Genomic DNA, 19,474 nt, shown 5'->3' on the forward strand with positions numbered 1-19,474 from the left:
AAGGCCGATGATCGCGCTCGACTTCGGGCTTGGCGGATTCGAGGCCGAGATATGGCGCGTCGTCTTCCTGATGACGCGGGTGGGCGCAGCGCTGCTCGCCGCACCGTTCTTCGGCGCAACCAACGTGCCCGTGATGGTCCGCGTGTCCTTCACCGGGGCGATGGCGATCTTCATCTCCATCTGGCTGCCCGAGATTCCCACGCCCGAGGCGCTACTGACGCTGGAAGGCATGCTGATGCTGGCAGGCGAGGCGCTGATCGGCCTGCTGCTGGGCTTCGTGTTGCAGCTCGCCTTTGCTGCCCCCACCATTGCCGCAGAGGTGATCGGCGGCGCCATGGGGATGAGCATGGCACAGACCGCCGATCCCGGCACCGGCGGCACCACCACCGCCTTCGGCCAGTATTTCATCATCGTGCTGACGCTGATCTTCCTGGCGACCGGCGCGCACCTGCACTGGATCGCGCTGGTGACGGAAAGCTATCGCGCATTTCCGCCGGGCGAGACATGGCTGGGGCCCGAGCGGTTCCAAGCGATTGCCGGTTTCGGCGCCGCCACCTTCGAAACCGCGCTGCGGATCGCACTGCCCGTCACGCTGATCCTGCTGCTGGTGCAGATCCTGACCGGCATTCTCAGCCGTTCGGCCCCTTCGCTCAACCTCTTCGCGCTCGGCCTGCCGGCGGGCGTTCTGGCGGGGATCGCCGCGCTCATCATCAGCGCGCCGCTGATCTATGACCAGTTCACCGATCTGGTCGAACTCGGCCTCGCGCAGGCGGAAAGCGTGGTGACGCCATGAGCAACGAGACCGCGGGCGAAAAGACATTCGCACCAACCGAAAAGCGCCTGAAGGACGCCGCCAGCAAGGGCGACGTGCTGCGCTCCAAGGATCTGGGCACGGCGGCGGTGATGCTGGTCGGCGCAGGCTGGCTCGCCTTCGGGGGGCCCTGGCTGCTGGGCGACATGTCCAGCCTGCTGCGCGAAAGCTTCAATTTCGATCACGGCGAGCTGACCGATTTCAGGCCCGGCCGGATGCTGATGCAGGGGCTGGCCGCCAGCTTGCCGCCGATCCTCGCGCTGGCCGTGCCGGTGATTCTGGTGACGCTGGCCAGCCAGCTGGCCTTCGGGCGCGGGCGCTTCGTGATGAAGAACCTGGAATTCAAGCACACGCGGATCAATCCCGCATCGGGCCTGAAGCGCATGTTCGGCCCCAACGGCCTGATCGAGATGGGCAAAGGCCTGCTCAAGATCACGCTGCTGGGCGGGATCGCGGGACTGTGGTGGTACTATTCGTGGGACAGCCTGCTGGGCCTGGGTCGCGGCAATCTCTCTGCGCAGCTCTCCACTGCTTGGTGGTCGGTCATCTCGCTGTTCGTCGCTCTGTGCGGCGGGCTGATCGTGATCGCGGCGGTCGACCTGCCGATCCAGTGGGTTCGCCGGAACAAGAAGCTCAAGATGAGCCACCAGGAAATGAAGGACGAGCACAAGGAAAGCGAAGGTTCGCCCGAAGCCAAGTCGCAGCGGCGCCAGCGCCAGCGCGATATTGCCGCAGGCTCCGTCTCCGGCGCGATGCGCGAGGCGCAGTTCGTGATTACCAACCCGACGCACTTCGCCGTCGCCATGACCTACGACCCGGAAAAGGCGTCCGCTCCCATCGTGCTGGCCAAGGGCCGCGGCGAAAAGGCGCTGGCGATGAAGGAACTGGCGCGCGAATTCGGCCTGCCGACGCTGGAATATCCGCAGCTTGCCCGCTCGGTCTATTTCACCAGCCGCGAACGGCAGATGATCTGCGAAGACCTGTATGGCGCCATCGCATCGGTGCTGGCCTACGTGCTCTCGCTCAAGCGGGGCGAACTGCCGCCGCTGCCTGCGATCGAGGTGCCGGTGGCCCTGCGCTTCGATGCGGATGGACGACTGGAAAACTGACATTTTCCCCTTAACCGCTCGCCCTCGCTGCCGTTCTAGGCGGTGATGGAAACGACCCGCACATCCGGCTCCTCGATAGCCAACAGCCTGGGCATCGGCAGCGGCGTGGACATGGTCTCGCTCGCCGAAGAGCTTGCCCGCGCCCAGTTCGAACCGCGCCAGCAGCGGCTGGAAAGCAAGTCGGAAGTGCTCGAGCGGCAGATTTCGACCGCTTCGACCCTGCGCAACCTGCTCTCCTCTTTCGCCAGCGCGCTGGGCGACCGTGTGCGCACCGGCGATCTCTCCGCGCAGCCCAGCATCGCCAATGCCAGCGTCGCCCGGGTCTCCGCCCCCATCGGCACCTCGGGCAAGGGAACCCATTCGCTCGAAGTATCGAAGCTGGCGCAGTCGCAGACTCTTCTGACCCCCAGCTACGGCGCAAGCGACGCCGTCGGGTCGGGTACGCTGACCCTGCGCTTCGGCACGGTGGCGGGCACCAGCTTTACCGAAGACACCGGACAGGCCGCGGTGGATATCGAAATCCCGGCAGGCTCCACCCTCGCCGACATTGCCCGGGCCATCAACGCCAAGGGCACCTCCGTCAGCGCCTATGTCGCCGACACGGGCAGCGGGTCGCGGCTGGTGCTCCAGGGCGCAGAGGGCGCGAAGAACGGCTTCGTGATCGAATCGACCGAAGACAATCCGGGCAATATCCTTACCGGACCGCAGGGCCTCGAACTGCTCGACTGGCGCCCGCAGGACGGGGATGCCGCGCGTCTCACCTCGAGAGCGCAGGATGCCGAGTTCACGCTGGACGGCGTGGCGCGGACCAGCCCCAGCAACCGGATCGACAATGCTGCCCCGGGCGTCGCACTGGAACTGACGGGCACCAATATCGGCGCGCCCACCACCATCGGTTTCGGCAATCCCAAACAGGCCGTCACCAGCGCGATGACCGATATCGTGGGCGCGCTCAACGAAATCGCCGGGGAACTGAACGCCGCAACCGACGCGCTGACCGGCGACCTGTCGCGCGACTATGGCGCACGCGCGCTGCGCCGCGAGTTCTCCGCGCTGGGCAGCAAGATTATCATGCCCAATGCGCCCGAAGGCAGCCCGAGGACCCTCGCCGAACTCGGCGTGGGCATTCAGCGCGACGGCACGTTCAAGCTCGACAGCGCGCAGCTGGAACGCGCCCTCGCCGAAGACCCGGAAGCGGTCGCCGCGATGTTCACACCCGGCATCAACGGGATCTTCGCGACGATCGACAGGATCGCGCGCAACAATGCCATCTCCACCGATCCCGGCTCGCTTGCAGGCTCGGTCGCGCGCTACACCAACCTGTCGGAGGACATCAGCGAGAATCTGGCCGAACTGGCCGAGAAGCAGGAAGCGCTGCGGGCCGACATGGTCGCGCGCTTCTCCAAGTCGGATGCGCGCGTGGCGGCATCGCAGTCGACGCTGGATTTCCTCAAGTCCCAGATCGACGTCTGGAACGCGCAGCGTAACTGATCATGCTCGCGTCATCCGAACCCCGCGCCGCTTACCAGCAGGCCAACTTCGATGCCCGCGTGCAGGGCGGCACCGCGCAGGATATCGTGGTCTATTGCCTGGACGAACTGGCGCTCACGCTCGGCATGCTTCGCCAGGCGGACATGCGCGGCAACCGCGCCGGGCGCAGCGCCGCCATCACGCGGGGCATCGCGATCCTGACCGCGCTGGAAATGGGCGTGGACAGGGACAACGAACTCTCCGCCAGCCTGCTGCATTTCTACGAAGGCTCCCGCCGCCTGCTGCTGGGATCGATCGGCGAAACGCAGATCGAGGCGATCGATGTCCTGCGCGCCGACGTCATCGAAATCCGCGACGCGCTCAAGATGGCAAACAGCGGCTAAGGGGGAGCCGGGCCGCTTCTCGGGCGGAGGATACCTGACAGGGGATCCAAGGCCTGCATTGACAAACCCCCTCCCGCTCTCCGACATTCCCTCAAGATCCTGAAGTCATTCGTTTCCCCGCAGACACGCGGGCTGGACGAAGCGGCAGGGGGCTGGGGGAAGGGGCTGGATGAAAACTGTCTTCGTAATCGATGCCAAGGCCGAACGGCGGGCTGAGGTCTGCCGGGTGCTGCTGCAGGGGGAACGGCACGCCGAACCCTTCGAGACGGCTGCCGACTTTCTGGCCTTCGCCCGCGAAGAAAGCCTGGCGCTGGTGCATGACGCGGACGGGGCGGCAGCCGGGCTGTGCGATAGATTGCGCGATGCGCCACAGCTGGTTCCGGTGGTCGGGTATTCAGAAAGCCCCAGCTTCTCCCGCGCGGTCACCGCGATGCAGGCGGGCGCGGCGAGCTATCTCGCCTGGCCCTTCACGGTTGACGAGTTTTCCGACGAGATCGACCGGATCGAACCCGCCATGCGCGAAACGCTGGACCGCAAGCGCCGCGTGGCCGAGGCGCGCCGGCTTCTGGCAGGCCTGACCGCGCGCGAACGCGAAGTGCTGGTCAATCTGATTTCCCACGGGACCAACAAGGCCATCGCGAAGGAGCTCGAAATCTCTCCGCGCACGGTCGAGAAATATCGCGCGGCGATCCTCGTCAGGCTGGGGGTGGCCAACACCGCGCAGGCGATCCGCGTGGCGGTGGAGGCTGGCGCAGTCGAGGGAGATTTCACCGACAGCGCCCGCAAAGGGGCTGCCGCCTCGCCCGCTCAGGCCGGCTTGATGGGCTGATCGCCCGCCGGCACCGCACTCTCTTCGCGGTCGGCAGCCTCTGCCTCGGCCTGGATGGCCAGGATCGTTTCGCTATGCGTCGCCACGCCGTGGCGCTTGCGTCGCACGTCGAACACGATCGCCTTGACAAGCGAGCACGCCATCAGCGCGACCACCACGGAAAAGGGCAACGCCCCGAGGATCATTGTCGTCTGCAGCGCATCGATCCCGCCCAGGATCAGCATGCTGGCCACCACCAGGCCCAGCGCACCGCCCCAGAACAGGATGTGCCGCCGACGGTCGGCATCGTCGTCGCCCGCGCCGTTGATGGTGTTGATGATCAGGATCGCACTATCCGCCGAGGTGATGAGGTAGGTCATCAGCAGGATAACGACGAGGCCCGCCATCAGCGTGGCCGCCGGTCCGCTGAGCATCGCCGACAAGGTGGCATAGAGCTGGTCGGAAATGGTCGCATCCAGGATCGAACCCTTGGCGATGCCGCTCAGTTCGAGGTCGATCGCGGTGCCGCCGACCACGGTCATCCAGATAAACCCCATCAGCGATGGCACCAGCACGACCCCCAGCACGAACTCGCGCACCGTGCGCCCGCGCGAGACGCGCGCGATAAACATGCCCACGAAGGGCGCAAAGGCGATCCACCAGGCCCAGTAGAAGATCGACCAGTCGAGCTGCCATTGTACCAGCGCATCACCGACCGGGCTGCCGTCGCTCGAAAACAGCATGAACGCCAGCTCGGGCAGGCGGCGCAGATAATCGAACAGGCCGACGCCCAGCAGCTCCATGGCCAGCAACCCCGAACCGAAGATCAGGAACACGGCGAGCAACAGGAAGGACAGGCCCATGTTGAGGTTGGAAAGGATGCGAATGCCGTTGCCCACGCCCGAAATGGCGGACAGGGTCGACGCGCCGACCAGCAGGGTCACGGCGAGGATGATGGCTTCGGGCGATGCGGTATCGTCGGATGTCATCAGCCATTCGCCCATCCCCAGCCGGTCGAGCCCGGCAACGAATTGCTCGACCCCGAAGCCAAGTGTCACCGCCACGCCGAGGATGGTGGCGACAACCGCGACGATATCCACCAGATGGCCGACGATCCCGGACATGCGCGTGCCGAAGAGCGGGGCCAGCGCGCTGCGGATCGTCAGTGGCAAGCCACGGCGATAGGCAACGTAGCCGACCGCCAGGCCGACCAACGCATAGGTGGACCAGGCGGCAAAGCCCCAGTGGAAGAAGGTGTAGACGAACGAGGGCCTCACATTCGCCTGCGAGGCCGGAGCAATCGCGCCGCTGATGGTTTCCGGATTGGTCTGGACATGTGCGAGCGGCTCCCCGGTCGAATAGGTCAGCAAGCCGATCCCGATCCCTGCGCCGAACAGCATCGCGAACCAGGAGAAATAGCCGAATTCCGGCTTTTCGCCCGGTGCGCCCAGCCTCAGCGATCCCGACTGCGGAAGGATCGCCAGGACCAGCGCGATCAGGGTGAGGAATGCCACGAGATAGACATACCAGCCGGCAAAGGCTTCGATCAGCGTATCGTTCGCCAGCGTCAGCGCGTCCGATGCAGCCTGCGGGAACAGCACGACCCACGCGATCAGGATGGCAACGGCAACCTTGCCGGGGATCGTGACGCGCGTGTTGAAGCCGCGGTAAAAACCGCGGTGCGCCGTGCGGATGGGAAGTTCGGTCAGCGGTTCGGCGATGATCTGGTCATCGCTATCGGTCGGTTCGGCCAAGCCATCCTCCTGCTGGTGGGGCAACGCCGGGATCGCCGCGCCACGATGCGAGGCCACCGGGTTTTGGGATCACCGGCCATGGAAAAAGAGCCCGGATGCCTCCCGCTCGGCTCGAGCTTGTGGCAAATGGCGCCCCACCGGGCAACCGCCAATCCCCGATTTCAGCGATTTAGCCTTGCCGCGGGCCGCTCAAAGCCAGTCCTGGTCGAAGCGCAGCGGGCCGTCCCCATAGAGGTAGTCTGCCTGGAACTGCGCATAGGTGCGCAAGGCGTCCCAGTCGGACGTATAGAGATCGCCCCGGCGGATTTCGGCCAGCTCCAGTTCGCGCAGCTTGCCCACGGCACGGTTGGCATGGATCGCGCTTACGCCGCACATGTCGGCCAGGTCGATCTGGGTGAAGGGCGTGCGCAGGGACCGCGCATTGGCCTGCCCCACAAGTTCGAAGCGACGATGCAGTTCGCAGTAGATGTGCGCGATCCGCCGCGGCGCATCGAGCTGCTCCAGCATCTGGATCCATTTGCGGTGGATCGCGGCATCCAGCAGGGTCGCGAACCACAGCGCGCGGGCGACACGCGGGCGGTGCTCCAGTGCATCGCGCAGCCGCTCATGCGGGGCAATTCCGTAGGTGATCGGGCCCGCTGCGACGATCGAGTGATCGAGCCGCTTGAGCGCGAAACCGTGCAGGTCGACGAAATCGCCGGGCACGTGAACGCCGACGATGAAGCGCCGATCGCCGCTCTCGATCGTCCGGAAGATATAGCCCGAAATCAGGATGGTGCTTTGTTCGGTCACCGCCCCGCGCTCAAGCAGCACGTCGCCGGTTTCGCCCTGCCGCGTTTCGGCGACAAGGGATTCGATGAATTCGAGATCGTCCTGGCTGAGCTTGTCGCGCAGTCTTCCAGCGAGAAAATCGCCGGTGTTAGGAAATTCCATCGCGCCCCCGTCACTCCACCCGTTATCGTTCCGCCTGTGCGCGATAGCCAGCGTTCGCGCGGACCGTCTACTGATGCATGTTAGCTTCAGGCTGTTTGCAAAGGCAAACCCACTGAAAAAACTACGTACTCACACTCGGTCTGACCGCAGCAGGTGCGGGGAGAAGAGAAAGCTGGCCTTCCCCATACAGGTAGTCGGCCGAAAAATCCGCATATTCCTCCAGCCCGGCCCGGTCCGTCGAAAACAGGCGTCCGCGCCTAAACTCGGCCAGGCCGCGTTCGCGCAGCTCGCGCAGGGCCCGGTTGGCATGCACAGCAGTCGATCCGCTCATGTCGGCGAGATCGGCCTGGGTCAGCGGGCTCTCGAACCCGTCGCTCTGCGCCAGACCGACCATTTCGAGCCGCCGCCACAACTCCGCAAAGATGTGCGCGATGCGGCGCGGTGTGGTGAGCTGTTCGAGCTTCATGATCCACTGGCGGTGCATGGCGGCATCGAGCAGGGTCGATCCCCACAGCATGCGGCCGAGATGCGGTCTCTCCTGCAGCACTTCGCGCAGCTTTTCGTGCGGGATGTATGCGAGCTTGGCCGGGCCGATCGTATCGACATTATGGTCCAGCCGCTTGAGCGCGAAGCAGTGCAGGTCCACGAAATCTCCGGGTACATGCACGCTCAGCGCAGATCGCTTGTCGCCTGCACCACTTGTCCCCGCGAGGCCGCGAATGATGAAGCCTTCGACCAGCAGCGTGCTGCGAGCGCAGGCCGATCCCGCCTCCACGATCCGAGAACTGCTCTGATAAGTGGCAATGTCTTCCGGCAGCGCCTCCAGCGCGACGCGCTCCTCATGGCTCAGAGCCTCGCGCAGGCGGCCGAACAGGAACCGCCCGGTCAGCGGGAACGCCTGCAATTCCTCCTCGAGTGTCATCGAACTCCCCTCGCCGCTCATCCCATCGCGGCTGCTGCTGAAACCGCCTAACCGCTCGCCGGGAAAACGTCGAGCCTTCAGCCTTTGCGGCCCACCAGGCAGGCAGACTCCACGCAAAGCTTGATATACGAAGTAGTTAGGGCCACCTCGAAGCAAGATGGACATGATGACGACCAATCCGCCCGCCGACCACGCGCCTATGCCCAGCACCGATCCGCTCGACCGGAGCGCGATCCGCAAGGCCTTCCGGCAGGAGGAAGAAGCCTGCGTCAAGGAGCGGTTGCGCGAAACGGAAGTCTTCTCGCGCGACCACGGCCATATCCATGCCTATGCCGTCGATCTGATCAAGGATGCGCGCAAGCGCGAGGTTGGCGGGATCGACGCCTTTCTTCACCAGTACGGCCTGAACACGAAGGAAGGCATCGCGCTGATGTGCCTTGCCGAAGCGCTGCTGCGGGTGCCCGATGCGCGTACGGCAGACGCGCTGATCCGGGACAAGATCGGCGAGATCAACTGGCGCGAACACCTGAACGAATCGGATTCCACCTTCGTCAACGCCGCCACCTTCTCCCTGATGCTGACCGGTGAGGTGCTGGAGCGCCCCGAACTGCATCACAAGAAGATGGAACGCACCTTGCGCGGCGCGATGAACCGGCTGGGCGAGCCGGTGATCCGCAACGCCACCTGGCAGGCCATGCGCATCCTGGGCGGCCAGTTCGTGTTCGGTCGCAACATGACCGAAGCGCTCAAGCGCGCAGCCCCGGAACGCGACAGGGGGCTCACCCACAGTTTCGACATGCTTGGCGAGGCGGCGATGACCTTCGCCGATGCCGACCGCTATCGCAAAGCCTACATCGATGCCATCGAACGCCTGAAGTCGGAAAGCGACGGCACGCTGACCGGCAGCCCCGGCATTTCGGTGAAGCTGACCGCGCTCTATCCCAAATACGACATCTTCCATGGAGAGAAGGCGGTTACCGCGCTGGTGCCGATCGTGAACGATCTCGCCCGCCGCGCGCGCGACGCCAATATCCACTTCACCATCGATGCGGAGGAAGCGGACCGGCTGGAGCTGTCGCTCGACGTGTTCGAGACGATGGCAGCGGACGATTCGCTCTTCGTGCGCGAGGACGGCTCGCAGTGGACCGGCTTCGGCCTGGCGGTTCAGGCCTATCAGAAGCGCGGCGTCCCCTTGTGCCAGTGGCTGATCGACCTTGCCGAGAAGCATGATCGCAAGTTCATGATCCGGCTTGTGAAAGGCGCCTACTGGGATACCGAGATCAAGATCAGCCAGGTGGCGGGCCTCGACGATTTCCCCGTCTTCACCCGCAAGGTTTCGACCGACGTATCCTTCATGGCCTGCGCGGACGTGCTGCTGTCCGCTCCGAAGCGCATCTACGGCGCCTTCGCCACGCACAACGCCTACACGATCGCCGCGATCAAGCAGCGCGCGTCCGCCGGTACCGAGTTCGAATTCCAGCGCCTGCACGGCATGGGCGAAGAGCTGTACGCCGCGCTGGGCAAGGCGGAAGGCGACGCGAAAACCCCGGTGCGCATCTATGCGCCCGTCGGCGGGCACAAGGACCTGCTCGCCTATCTGGTGCGCCGCCTGCTCGAAAACGGAGCCAACAGCTCCTTCGTCAACCGGATGGCGGATGCCGATCAGACCGCAGAGGATCTGGCTGCCGATCCGGTGGCGGAGCTGGCCGCGATGGAGCCGAAGCGCAATCCGGCGATCCCGCTGCCCAAGGACATCTTCCCGGGCCGCGTGAACAGCGCGGGGATCGATCTGGCCGACCCGCTGGTGCGCGATCCCCTGCTCAAGCGGCTGCACAATCTGCGCGACCGGCAGTGGGAAGCTTCGCCCACTTTCAAGGCCGAAATTCCCGGCGAAATCGCCCCGATTACCGCGCCTTTCGACCATGGCCTGCGGATCGGCACCCGCCGCGATGCCAGCGCCGAGGAAGTCGACATGGCGATCACCAAGGCCGAGGCGATCCAGCCGGGCTGGAACGCGCTCGGCGGAGAAAGGCGCGCCGCCCTGCTGGAAGCGGCGGCCGACGAATTCGAAGCGCATACGGACGAAATCCTGTCGCTGTGCCAGCTGGAAGCGGGCAAGACGATCGTCGATTCCGTGCTGGAACTGCGCGAAGCGGTCGATTTCCTACGCTATTACGCCACAGAGGCGCGCAGGCTCTTCGCCGAACCTACCCCGCTGCCGGGGCCCACAGGCGAGGAAAACTATCTGAAGCTGGCCGGGCGGGGCGTTTTCGCCACGATCAGCCCGTGGAACTTCCCGCTGGCGATCTTCATCGGCCCGGCCGCAGCCGCTCTCGCGGCGGGCAATACCGTGGTTGCCAAGCCGGCCGAACAGACCCCGCTGATCGCGGCGCTGGCGGTGAAACTGTGCCACGATGCGGGCATTCCGGAGGAGGTCTTCCAGCTTCTGCCCGGGGCAGGCGAAGTCGGCCAGCTGATTACGTCCGACACGCGTATCGCAGGTGTCTCCTTCACCGGCAGCACCCAGACCGCGCACGCCATCAATCGTTCGCTCGCCGCGCGCGACGGTTCCATCGCCACGCTGATCGCCGAAACAGGCGGGCAGAACGCGATGATCGTGGACAGCACCGCCCTGCCCGAGCAGGTGACGCGCGACGTGATCGCCAGCGCCTTCCAGAGCGCCGGGCAGCGCTGCTCCGCTCAGCGCGTGCTCTATATCCAGGAAGACGTCTACGACGAGATGGTCACGATGATCCGCGGCGCCTTCCAGGCGCTGGTCGTCGGCGACCCGACCGAATTCGCCACCGATGTCGGCCCGGTGATCGACCATGACGCGCAGGCCGCGCTGGAACGCCACGTGGCGCGTTCGGCCACGATCGGTCGCACGATCTGGCGCGCGGACGACGACCCGGCCTTCGCGCGCGGCAGCTTCGTCCTTCCCACGATCATCGAGATCGAGGGGATCGGGCACCTGCAGCGCGAGAACTTCGGCCCCGTGCTCCACATTGCCAAGTTCAAGAACAAGGACCTGGAAAAGGTCGTGGATGACATCAACGCGCTTGGCTACGGCCTGACCTGCGGCCTGCACAGCCGCGTCGAGGCGACGCGCCGCCTGGTGGAATCCAAGATCAAGGTCGGCAATTTCTACGTTAACCGCAACCAGATCGGCGCCGTGGTCGAAAGCCAGCCATTCGGCGGCGAAGGCCTTTCGGGCACAGGCCCCAAGGCAGGCGGCCCGCACTATGTAGCGCGCTTTGCCACCGAACGCGTGGTGACGGTGGACACGACCGCGGCGGGCGGCAACGCGACGCTGCTGGCCAGCCTCTGACGAAGCGCTTCGGGCGCAAGTTGGCGGATAATTGGCGCGGGGAGGCTTGCACGCCTCGCCCGCGTTCCACATCACGTGGGCCATGGCCATTCTATCCGACCGCTGGATTCGCGAGCAGGCACAAAAGCACGGCATGATCGAGCCGTTCGAGGAGGCGCAGCGGCGCGACGGCTGCATCTCCTACGGTCTGTCCTCCTACGGTTACGACGCGCGCGTGGCCCCGGAGTTCAAGATCTTCACCAACGTGAATTCGGCCACGGTCGATCCCAAGGCATTCGATGCAAGCAGCCTGGTCGACCGGGAGACCGACGTGTGCATCATCCCGCCCAACTCCTTCGCGCTCGCGCGCACGGTCGAATATTTTCGCGTGCCCGAGGATGTGCTGGTCATCTGCCTGGGCAAGAGCACCTATGCGCGCTGCGGCATCATCGTGAACGTCACCCCGCTGGAGCCGGGCTGGGAAGGCCACGTGACGCTGGAGTTTTCCAACACCACGCCGCTGCCCGCCAAGATCTACGCCAACGAGGGCGCCTGCCAGTTCCTGTTCCTGCAGGGCAACGAACGCTGCGAGACCAGCTACAAGGACCGCGCGGGCAAATATATGGGCCAGCGCGGGGTCACGCTGCCCCGGCTGTAGGCCCCATCTCGTCGAGGTTATGCGCGGGCCGGGAGGCGTCCGTCAGCACCCGGCCAGCCAGCCCATCATGCTCTGCATGCCCCGCTCGCTGCCGGCGACATATTCGGCGTAGGTCTCGTCGGCCTGCTCTTCGGCTCTGGCCTCCATCTTGTCGTAATAGGTCGAGCTATCGTCCTCGCGCATATCCCTGCGGGCGAGACGCTGCCAGTAAAGCTTGCGGCTGTTCGCGTTCCCGGCCGACAATTCCTCTCGCAGGCCCTGCCCGAAGGCGGGGTCCGCCGCACTCTCGACCGCGTAGGCCCAGCGATCCCACAGCGCCGAACACTGCAGCATTTCGCCAATCGTCTCGGGCGTGGTGAGAACGGACTCCAGCCCCTTCTCGTAAGCCGCGTTGTGGAGGGCAGCGGAGAATCCCCCGCTTGGTGGCTGGCCCGTCGCGGTTTGCGCAAAGGCGGGAATGGCGAGAGCAGAGCCTGCGATCAAAAACGGAAGAACACGTGCAACAGAGGCAGTACGAAAGGTCATGGCAGCATCTCCGCCTGAGTAGTGAAATCGAGGGTGGGGTCCGGCCCCGGCACTTTCGCCGGACCTGTCTGTGAAGCGATCAATCTTCTTCCTTGCACACCCTGCCCCCGCCGGTGCCCTTGTAGGTCGTGCACACGACCACTCCGCTACCGGTCCTGGGCCTGGTGGAGCTGCCACCCCCCAGCGAGCCGACATAGGGCGCGTTTGCCTGGCGGGCACGCTCTGCCCGGGCGTCGGCTGCACGCTGCGCCCAGCGCTGCGCTTCCGCTTCGGACTGGCGTTTCATGCGCATGCGGCGCTGGTACTCGGCGAAGACCAGCCGCGTGGCGGACGGGTTGTACTGCCAGTAGTGCTTGGTCGCGATGGCGTAGATCGCCTCGTCGCTCCACCGGCGCAGCCCCGCCGCCCCGGTCTCGACGATCAACTGGCCCAGCAGATCGCCGTCCTCGTTCGGCTTGAACAGGTCTTTGCCGTAGGGGTAATAGTAGACCAGGTAATCGGCGACCTCGCCGTAATCGCCCGTGCGCGTGGCGTAGGATCGCAACGCGGCCGCCGACAGCGTACCGAGTGAGTTCAGCTGGCCTTCGGTCACTGCTGAATCGCGCTCCGCGCGTTCGACATAGAGGTCCGAACAGTCCTGCGCGACCGACAGGATGTATCTGTCGAGCGCCTTGCGCCCGTTCTTCTTGCGGTAGTCGTCCCAGGCTGCATCGATGGCCTGATCCGCTCGCGCGCGAAGGCCCGCATCATTGCCGGTGACTTCGCCGAAATGCGCCATGGCCCGGTTGGCGGACACGGGCAGCCGCGTGCCCTTCTCCGTCGCGTAGTCGAGCGCCAGCGCACATTCGTAGATCAGCTCCGCATCCTGCGTGTTCGCGCGGGCGGGAGGAGCGGACAGCAGCACGGCCAGCGATGCCCCCAGCACGATGACACCGGCTGCGCCCGTCCGCAGGCCGGGCCGCGCCATGGACGAACCGATAATCACGACTGCAGCACGCCCATCTCGCGGTCGCACTCCTGCGCGCGGCGAAGCATGTACTGGTAGGCTTCATCCGCCCCCATCACGCGCGCGCGCTTCTTGTACTTCGCCCGGGCTTCGTCGATCGCCCTCTCGCCGTCCAGCCCGGTGCGCTGTTCGAGAATTCCGACAACGCCGATCCAGTCCGCCGAGCCATAGTTCAGCTGGACGTTGCTTCCCTCGGCGACGCCGACGACATAGGCGCAGCCCGCTGCCATCTGCATCAGCTTCTTCGCGCCGGGATCCTTGGCGCTTGCCGGGTTCGCAACCAGCACGAGCGCAGCAGCCAACCACAGCGAAGATGACGACCTGAGTACCATGGAATTCCTCTCTATTGAGCGGAACCGGCATACCGGGCCTCAGGGGCTGGCGGCATGTACGAATGCCGACATAATCATGACAAAGACGGTAAGTCGGGGCGCTGAACACGATCCGGCCGCTCCGGATCGCTCGAAGATCCAGCCCCGTTGATGCCACCGCGCCAGGTTACTGCCCAAGCGCTGCCTTCAGGGGGTCGAGCCAGGCTTCGTAAGGTTTCCATGCACCCTGCCCCGCCCGCGTGATCGGCTGGCGCACCTGCTCGCTGCTGGCCGTGCGGACCGCGCGGCGCGTCTCGTGGAAGGCGAGGCATTGCTCCTCGAACGGCAGGCCGATGTGGTCCAGCATGCGGCGTGTCTGACCTTCGAGATCGTCGAGCACGTCCTCGTGCCGTACCCGCAGGACGCGTCCGGGCAGAACCTCGTCCCAGTGCTCCATCAGGTCGACATAATCGGCGTAGTAACGTCCGATCTGTTCGAGCCCGTAGGTAAATTCCTGCCCCTCGGCGAAGAGCTGCTTGAACCCGGAGAAACAGCAATCCATCGGGTCACGACGCGCGTCGATGATGGTCGCGTTGGGGAGGATCAGATGGATCAGGCCGATATGCCGGAAATTGTTCGGCATCTTGTCGATGAAGAAAGGCGCACCCTGCCGGTGGATGCGGGTGTCCTCGATGAATTGCCTGCCGAAATCGGCCAATTGCTCACCGCTGAGGTCCCCGAGGATGTCGGGATAGCGAGATGCGCCGGCCTTGCGGCCGCGTAGCCGGTGCGCCAGCGCGAGGATGTTGGGCAGTTCAAGCGTGCCGTCCACCTGGCTGTGGCTGGCGAGTATCTGTTCCAGCAGCGTCGAACCCGCGCGCGGCAGACCCAGGATGAAGATCGGGTCGGGTGCCGGATGGCCATCGCCCTCATGGCACGCGAACAGATCGGCGGTGCAGACCTCGCGCTGCCGGGCCAGTTCGGCGCTCATGGCATCCGCGCTGTAGCGGGTCTGGGTGCGCTTCAGATCGTTGCCTTCGCGGTAATGCGCGAAACTTTCGGCATATTCGCCGCGATCCTCGTAGGCCTTGCCCAGAGCGAAGGCGATGTGGACGCGGTCCATGAAGGCAAGATCGGGGCGGGCAGCCTGTTCGCGCATCGCTGCCATTTCCGCGTCGGTGAAGCTGTAGGTCTTCAGGTTTGCGAGCGCATAGTATGCATCGCCCTGGTCCGGCTTCGCGGCGAAGGCGGCGCGGTAGCTCTCGACCGCTTCGGGCTGCTTGCCCATGGTCTTGAGAGCATGGCCGCGGCTCGTCAGCGTGGCGGGATCGCGGGGGAGCTTTTCCAGCACCTGATCGAACAGTTCGAAAGCGCGGTCGTAGTCCCCCGTCTGCATGCTCTCGATCGCAAGATGCGACTGGAACACCGGATTGTCGGGATCGCGCGCGTGCAAGGCTTCCGCTTCTTCGCGCGAACGCTCGAACTTCTGGCGGCGATGCAGCGCGTCGATATAGTCGAGCCGCAGCTGGATATCGTCGGGGGCAAAGGTGACGGCACTCTCCAGCAGGAACTCGGCATCGTCGAAAATGCCTTGCCGGATGCCGATCTGCGCCAGCAGACGCATGCCTTCGGTGTCCCTGGGATGCATGCGCAGGTAGTGGCGACAGATCTCCTCCGCGCGCAGCAGCCGGCCTTCGTGGAGGTGATTGGTGACGGCCAGGAGTTCGTGGGGCAGGGCGGCGATCCGCTGTTGCTGCAGGCTGGCAGCCCGCGCTTCGGCGTCCCGCCCGGCTGCCGCCTGCAAGCGCGCCAGTTCGCGCCAGCTCGCATCCAGTGCCGGGTTGAACCGGACGGCGCGCGCATAGGCGGCAATGGCCGCCTCGGGCCGGTTACGAGCCACGGCGAGGTGCCCCGCCTCCTGCCAGGCGCGCCCGTATTCCGGCGATATCGCACGCAGGCGGTTCTGATAGTCTTCGGCGTCGCTGAACCGTTTGAGATATCGGGCTGCGACGGCCGCGATATAGAGGGTCTGTTCATCGCCCCCGTCCCCTTCGATCAGGGGTTCGACCAACGTCAGCCCACCGGCGAAATCCCCCGCCTGCAGCGCCTTCTGCGCCGACGCCAAGATAGTGTCCTGATCGCTCATCGCCTGGTCTGTAGATAGCGGAACGGCGGAAATGAACCCCGCAAGGAGCCCATTCCCGCCGTCCGGTCCGATCGGATGATACCGATCAGTAGTTGTAGGTGGCGCGCACGCCGACCGTCAGCGGACGGTTCACGGTGATCCGTGCGCGGTCGAAGTTGAAGTTGCCGGAAACCTGGGCGCGTTCGTCGGTCAGGTTCTCGCCGTAGAGTTCGAACTTGTAGTTGGCGGTCGATACGCCAACCGAGAGATCGAACAGCGTGTAGCTGTCCAGCTCCAGACGGTTGATCTGGATGATGTCCGTGAACTTGGACGCCGAGTGGCTGACCTGCGGCTGGATGAATGCTTCCAGCGTGTCCGACAGATCCCATTCGTACCGCACGCGCAGGTTGCCCTGGAAGGACGGTGCGTAGGCCAGTTCGGACCCGACAACGATATCGTCGGTCGGCGTCAGCTTGTCCGTGATCTCCGTGTCGAGAATGGAGATGGCACCGGCAACCGTCAGGCCCGAAATGCTGTAGGGCGCATAGGTGAACTCTGCCTCGACACCCTTGATTTCAGCATCCGCAGCATTGTCCGAGAAGAACAGGTTGGTGATGCCCGGATCGAAGATCGTGGTCTGCAGATCGCTGACATCGACGTAGAACGCGCTTCCGTTCAGACGCAGCTGGCGATCGAAGAGTTCGGTCTTCCAGCCCAGTTCGTAGTTCTTCACATCGTCGGTCTGGAGTTCGAACGGGACCGTGAAGTTGCCCGGGCCCTGTGCGCCACCGGGGCGGTTGAGCAGGCCGGGGCGGAAACCTTCCGAATAGGTCGCATAGAACAGCAGATCGCTGGTCGGCGTCCAGGTCACCGTGCCCTTGAAGATCACGCCTTCGGCGCGGGCCTTGTCCGGATTGCCGAACGTGTTGTCCTCGCCATAAATCAGCGAGAGGTTGGTGCCGCCGCAGCCCGGGATGTTGGTCTGGTCGGCAGGGTCGACACCCACGTTGGCGCCGTAGATCGGGGAGTTCCTCTTACAGAAAGCCGAAGTTGCCGCGCCTTCCAGATCCACCTTCACGTCATAATAGCGCGCGCCACCGGTAACCGTCAGCGTGTCGGGCACGATATCGAACGATACCTCGCCGAAGATGCCGATCTGCTCATCGGTGCGTTTCACGTCGTTGCGGAACGCCGCGTTTTCAGGGAGCGGGCCCGGATCGCTGAAATAGCCAGGGAAGGCGTTGCCGGTGATGCCCGTCACTTCGGTGTTGGTGAACGGATAGATCGGCGCGAAACCGCGCGTAACACCATCCGAACCACGGGACTGCTCACGGCCGTAGAAGTAGTCGTTACGCTCCTTCAGGATGAGGTTCGAATAGAACCCGCCGGCGGTGGCGCGCAAACGGTTCTCGCTGGGCGTGCTGAAGCGCAGTTCCTGCGTGAAGACGGTCGTGTCGGTGTTCGACCCGACCGAGAAATCCGGCGCATAGCAGGTCGGATCGGCAGGTGCCGCGGCGACACTGCCCGGATAGATGGCTGCAGTGTCGCAGGAATAGTACGGAATGTACTGGCCCACGAACAGGTAGTCGGAATAGCCGACACTCTGCTGGGTTTCACGATCGGTGTAGGCCCCGTTGTAGATGACATCGAGCATGCCGAGGCGGCCTTCGACGCTCCAACTGGTGTTCGAGAAATCGTCCTGCAGCTTGTCTTGCGAAAAGCGCTGGATTTCCAGATCGTCGAGCCCGAGATCGGGATCGGCAAAGAACACACCGTCGGAATCGAGACCCTGACGCGTATGCGCCACGGTGATCCGCCAGTCCGGGGTGACTTCGTACAGCGCGGTGGCGCGGAAACCGGAATACTGGGTGTCGTTGAAATCGTCTTCCACCAGCGTGGCGTTGTTCGCCTCGATGAAGGTGACGTTATTGTCGATGTAAGCGAGCGACGCAGCGTCGGACTTGAAACCCGCGCGATCGGCGGAAACCGCCACCCCGTTGTCGCGCACGGTGCCGACAGGGCGGAACATTGCGCTGTCACGCAGCGAGCGCGTGCCCTGGACGTTGTCGATGTAGCCGCCCTGGTCGTCGAGGTAGACGACGCCGCGCAGTGCCAGGTTGTTCGTGACCGGCACGTTGATCATGGCTTCGGCCTTGTAGCTCTGCTCACCACCCTTGGTGAACGAGGTGCCCGCGGTGAAGCTGGCGTCGAAGCCCGCAAGGCTCGGCTTGTTGGTGATCAGGCGCACGACGCCCGCCTGCGAGCTGGCGCCGAACAGGGTGCCCTGCGGGCCCTTGAGCACCTCGATCCGCTCGAGATCGGCGGCATAGACGTCGAGGTTGCGGCCCGGCTGCGCAAGCGGCTGCTCGTCGAGATAGAGCGACACGTTAGGGGCAAGGCCCGCGACGCCGGCAGTGGTCAGGTTCGGCGTGGTGGAGGCGAGGCCACGAATATAGATCGTGCTCTGCGCCGGGCCGGATCCGCCCGCAGTCACCGACGGCAGCTGTTCGAGGTAATCGTCGAAGGTGTTGATATTGAGCTCGTCCAGCTCTTCGGCGCCGATCGCGTTGACGGCCACAGGCACGTCCTGCAGGTCTTCGCTGCGGCGCTGAGCAGTCACGACGATGGTGTTCACGCCTCCGCGCTTGGGCCGGTCGGCCTGTACGGCCTGCTCCTGCTGCGCCGTAGCGGCTGCGGCGGATGCATCGGCAGGCGTGGCTACCTGCGCATACGCGCCGGTGGAAAGTACGAACGAAAGCGCGCCGGACGAAATGCCGGTCAGAAGTCGATTCATTTTTTAAAAAGCCCCGTTGATTTTTCAGGTCCCGCCAAGTGTCTCGGCGCGAGCGACGACGGTGTCGGACGGCCTGGAGACGTGCGAAAAGGAATTCGCGGCGGTGACGGGCACGGTTAACAAGGCATATTGTGCGCAGCCACCCCGATGGGGGCAAACTGCGCGTTAAAAGCAACTCGTGTTGCACAATGACAACATTGCAGTGACGGCTCGAGAATGACCTCACGCAAAATCTCAATCGCGGCCCGGCATTATTTTTGGATAATTCAATATAGAAAGTCCGAGACCGCTACATTCTGCAAACTTCGGATTTATTCAGACGAATATATAATTCTCTACTATACCTCGCAGGCACGGCACGGAAGTCTTCCGATGCCCCTGACTTCGCGCGCTGCCGTGACGTTTTAGCGCGGGCACCAGGCCGCCAGAACAGCCCCAGAAGCGAGCGCAAGGTGGCGCAGCTTTACTTGCGATCCGGCATTCTTGAGCGCGCGCCGCGTTTAGGCTTGTCCGCCCGCCCCTGAACATAGACAGGAT

The 19,474-nt window shown here is 64.6% G+C and carries 15 protein-coding genes; 7 read left to right on the forward strand and 8 right to left on the reverse strand.

Going from position 1 to position 19,474, the window contains the following annotated elements:
- Positions 1-7 precede the first annotated feature (7 nt).
- The 5 genes from fliR (at position 8) to ADAD_RS0114415 (ending at position 4,623) form a co-directional block, all read left to right on the forward strand.
- A complete protein-coding gene (gene fliR / locus ADAD_RS0114395; protein WP_010415213.1) occupies positions 8-793 on the forward strand; it encodes a flagellar biosynthetic protein FliR in 786 nt (261 codons plus the stop codon).
- Positions 790-1,920: an EscU/YscU/HrcU family type III secretion system export apparatus switch protein gene (locus tag ADAD_RS0114400; protein ID WP_010415215.1), complete on the forward strand. Its 1,131-nt coding sequence runs from the start codon at positions 790-792 to the stop codon at positions 1,918-1,920. The genes fliR and ADAD_RS0114400 overlap by 4 nt, the downstream gene beginning before the upstream one ends.
- 45 nt (positions 1,921-1,965) lie before the next feature.
- Positions 1,966-3,411 carry a flagellar filament capping protein FliD gene (gene fliD, locus ADAD_RS0114405; protein ID WP_010415216.1) on the forward strand — a complete coding sequence of 482 codons (1,446 nt, stop codon included), beginning with the start codon at positions 1,966-1,968 and terminating at the stop codon, positions 3,409-3,411.
- Positions 3,412-3,413: 2 nt separating this feature from the next.
- Positions 3,414-3,794 (forward strand): flagellar export chaperone FliS, encoded by a 381-nt coding sequence (locus ADAD_RS0114410; protein WP_010415217.1) that lies wholly within the window; start codon positions 3,414-3,416, stop codon positions 3,792-3,794.
- Between the two features lie 169 nt (positions 3,795-3,963).
- The gene (locus tag ADAD_RS0114415) at positions 3,964-4,623 is read left to right on the forward strand and encodes a response regulator transcription factor (protein ID WP_010415218.1); all 660 of its coding nucleotides are present in this window, start codon (positions 3,964-3,966) and stop codon (positions 4,621-4,623) included.
- On the opposite strand, the gene ADAD_RS0114420 is transcribed toward ADAD_RS0114415, so the two are convergent.
- The 3 genes from ADAD_RS0114420 to ADAD_RS0114430 all read right to left on the reverse strand — a co-directional run bounded on the left by ADAD_RS0114420 (position 4,602) and on the right by ADAD_RS0114430 (position 8,211).
- A complete protein-coding gene (locus tag ADAD_RS0114420; RefSeq protein WP_010415219.1) occupies positions 4,602-6,356 on the reverse strand; it encodes a BCCT family transporter in 1,755 nt (584 codons plus the stop codon). The genes ADAD_RS0114415 and ADAD_RS0114420 overlap by 22 nt on opposite strands.
- A gap of 189 nt (positions 6,357-6,545) precedes the next feature.
- Positions 6,546-7,289 carry a Crp/Fnr family transcriptional regulator gene (locus ADAD_RS0114425; protein WP_010415220.1) on the reverse strand — a complete coding sequence of 248 codons (744 nt, stop codon included), beginning with the start codon at positions 7,287-7,289 and terminating at the stop codon, positions 6,546-6,548.
- Between the two features lie 121 nt (positions 7,290-7,410).
- Positions 7,411-8,211, reverse strand: a complete 801-nt coding sequence (locus ADAD_RS0114430; RefSeq protein ID WP_050803778.1) for a Crp/Fnr family transcriptional regulator — start codon at positions 8,209-8,211, stop codon at positions 7,411-7,413.
- Positions 8,212-8,368: 157 nt separating this feature from the next.
- Here ADAD_RS0114430 and putA point away from each other — a divergent pair, with 157 nt between their 5' ends.
- Positions 8,369-11,539 carry a bifunctional proline dehydrogenase/L-glutamate gamma-semialdehyde dehydrogenase PutA gene (gene putA, locus ADAD_RS0114435; protein ID WP_010415222.1) on the forward strand — a complete coding sequence of 1,057 codons (3,171 nt, stop codon included), beginning with the start codon at positions 8,369-8,371 and terminating at the stop codon, positions 11,537-11,539.
- Positions 11,540-11,621: 82 nt separating this feature from the next.
- Positions 11,622-12,176 (forward strand): dCTP deaminase, encoded by a 555-nt coding sequence (dcd, locus tag ADAD_RS0114440; RefSeq protein WP_010415224.1) that lies wholly within the window; start codon positions 11,622-11,624, stop codon positions 12,174-12,176.
- Between the two features lie 42 nt (positions 12,177-12,218).
- Here the strand turns inward: dcd and ADAD_RS0114445 are convergent, their stop codons facing one another.
- The 5 genes from ADAD_RS0114445 to ADAD_RS0114465 form a co-directional block, all read right to left on the reverse strand.
- On the reverse strand, positions 12,219-12,701 hold the full coding sequence (locus ADAD_RS0114445) for a hypothetical protein (protein ID WP_139020479.1): 483 nt from the start codon (positions 12,699-12,701) through the stop codon (positions 12,219-12,221).
- A gap of 79 nt (positions 12,702-12,780) precedes the next feature.
- On the reverse strand, positions 12,781-13,686 hold the full coding sequence (locus tag ADAD_RS0114450) for a hypothetical protein (RefSeq protein WP_139020480.1): 906 nt from the start codon (positions 13,684-13,686) through the stop codon (positions 12,781-12,783).
- The gene (locus tag ADAD_RS0114455; RefSeq protein WP_010415229.1) at positions 13,683-14,009 is read right to left on the reverse strand and encodes a hypothetical protein; all 327 of its coding nucleotides are present in this window, start codon (positions 14,007-14,009) and stop codon (positions 13,683-13,685) included. Before ADAD_RS0114455 ends, ADAD_RS0114450 begins: the two co-directional genes overlap by 4 nt.
- Before the next feature lie 196 nt (positions 14,010-14,205).
- The gene (locus tag ADAD_RS0114460; protein ID WP_010415232.1) at positions 14,206-16,164 is read right to left on the reverse strand and encodes a sulfotransferase; all 1,959 of its coding nucleotides are present in this window, start codon (positions 16,162-16,164) and stop codon (positions 14,206-14,208) included.
- An 85-nt stretch (positions 16,165-16,249) separates the two neighbouring features.
- Positions 16,250-18,937, reverse strand: coding sequence for a TonB-dependent receptor (locus ADAD_RS0114465; protein WP_010415235.1), 2,688 nt, complete (start codon positions 18,935-18,937; stop codon positions 16,250-16,252).
- Between the last annotated feature and the right edge of the window lie 537 nt (positions 18,938-19,474).

Origin of the sequence: Citromicrobium sp. JLT1363 (assembly GCF_000186705.1) — a bacterium.
Taxonomy (GTDB): Bacteria; Pseudomonadota; Alphaproteobacteria; order Sphingomonadales; family Sphingomonadaceae; genus Alteriqipengyuania.

Bases quoted from the DNA above. Each gene is read 5' to 3' on its own strand.
- fliR (WP_010415213.1), top strand. From the start codon at position 8: ATGATCGCGCTCGACTTCGGGCTTGGCGGATTCGAGGCCGAGATATGG.
- ADAD_RS0114415 (WP_010415218.1), top strand. From the start codon at position 3,964: ATGAAAACTGTCTTCGTAATCGATGCCAAGGCCGAACGGCGGGCTGAG.
- ADAD_RS0114445 (WP_139020479.1), bottom strand. From the start codon at position 12,701: ATGACCTTTCGTACTGCCTCTGTTGCACGTGTTCTTCCGTTTTTGATC.
- ADAD_RS0114425 (WP_010415220.1), bottom strand. From the start codon at position 7,289: ATGGAATTTCCTAACACCGGCGATTTTCTCGCTGGAAGACTGCGCGAC.
- ADAD_RS0114400 (WP_010415215.1), top strand. From the start codon at position 790: ATGAGCAACGAGACCGCGGGCGAAAAGACATTCGCACCAACCGAAAAG.
- putA (WP_010415222.1), top strand. From the start codon at position 8,369: ATGGACATGATGACGACCAATCCGCCCGCCGACCACGCGCCTATGCCC.
- dcd (WP_010415224.1), top strand. From the start codon at position 11,622: ATGGCCATTCTATCCGACCGCTGGATTCGCGAGCAGGCACAAAAGCAC.
- fliD (WP_010415216.1), top strand. From the start codon at position 1,966: ATGGAAACGACCCGCACATCCGGCTCCTCGATAGCCAACAGCCTGGGC.
- ADAD_RS0114410 (WP_010415217.1), top strand. From the start codon at position 3,414: ATGCTCGCGTCATCCGAACCCCGCGCCGCTTACCAGCAGGCCAACTTC.
- ADAD_RS0114465 (WP_010415235.1), bottom strand. From the start codon at position 18,937: ATGAATCGACTTCTGACCGGCATTTCGTCCGGCGCGCTTTCGTTCGTA.
- ADAD_RS0114430 (WP_050803778.1), bottom strand. From the start codon at position 8,211: ATGACACTCGAGGAGGAATTGCAGGCGTTCCCGCTGACCGGGCGGTTC.
- ADAD_RS0114460 (WP_010415232.1), bottom strand. From the start codon at position 16,164: ATGAGCGATCAGGACACTATCTTGGCGTCGGCGCAGAAGGCGCTGCAG.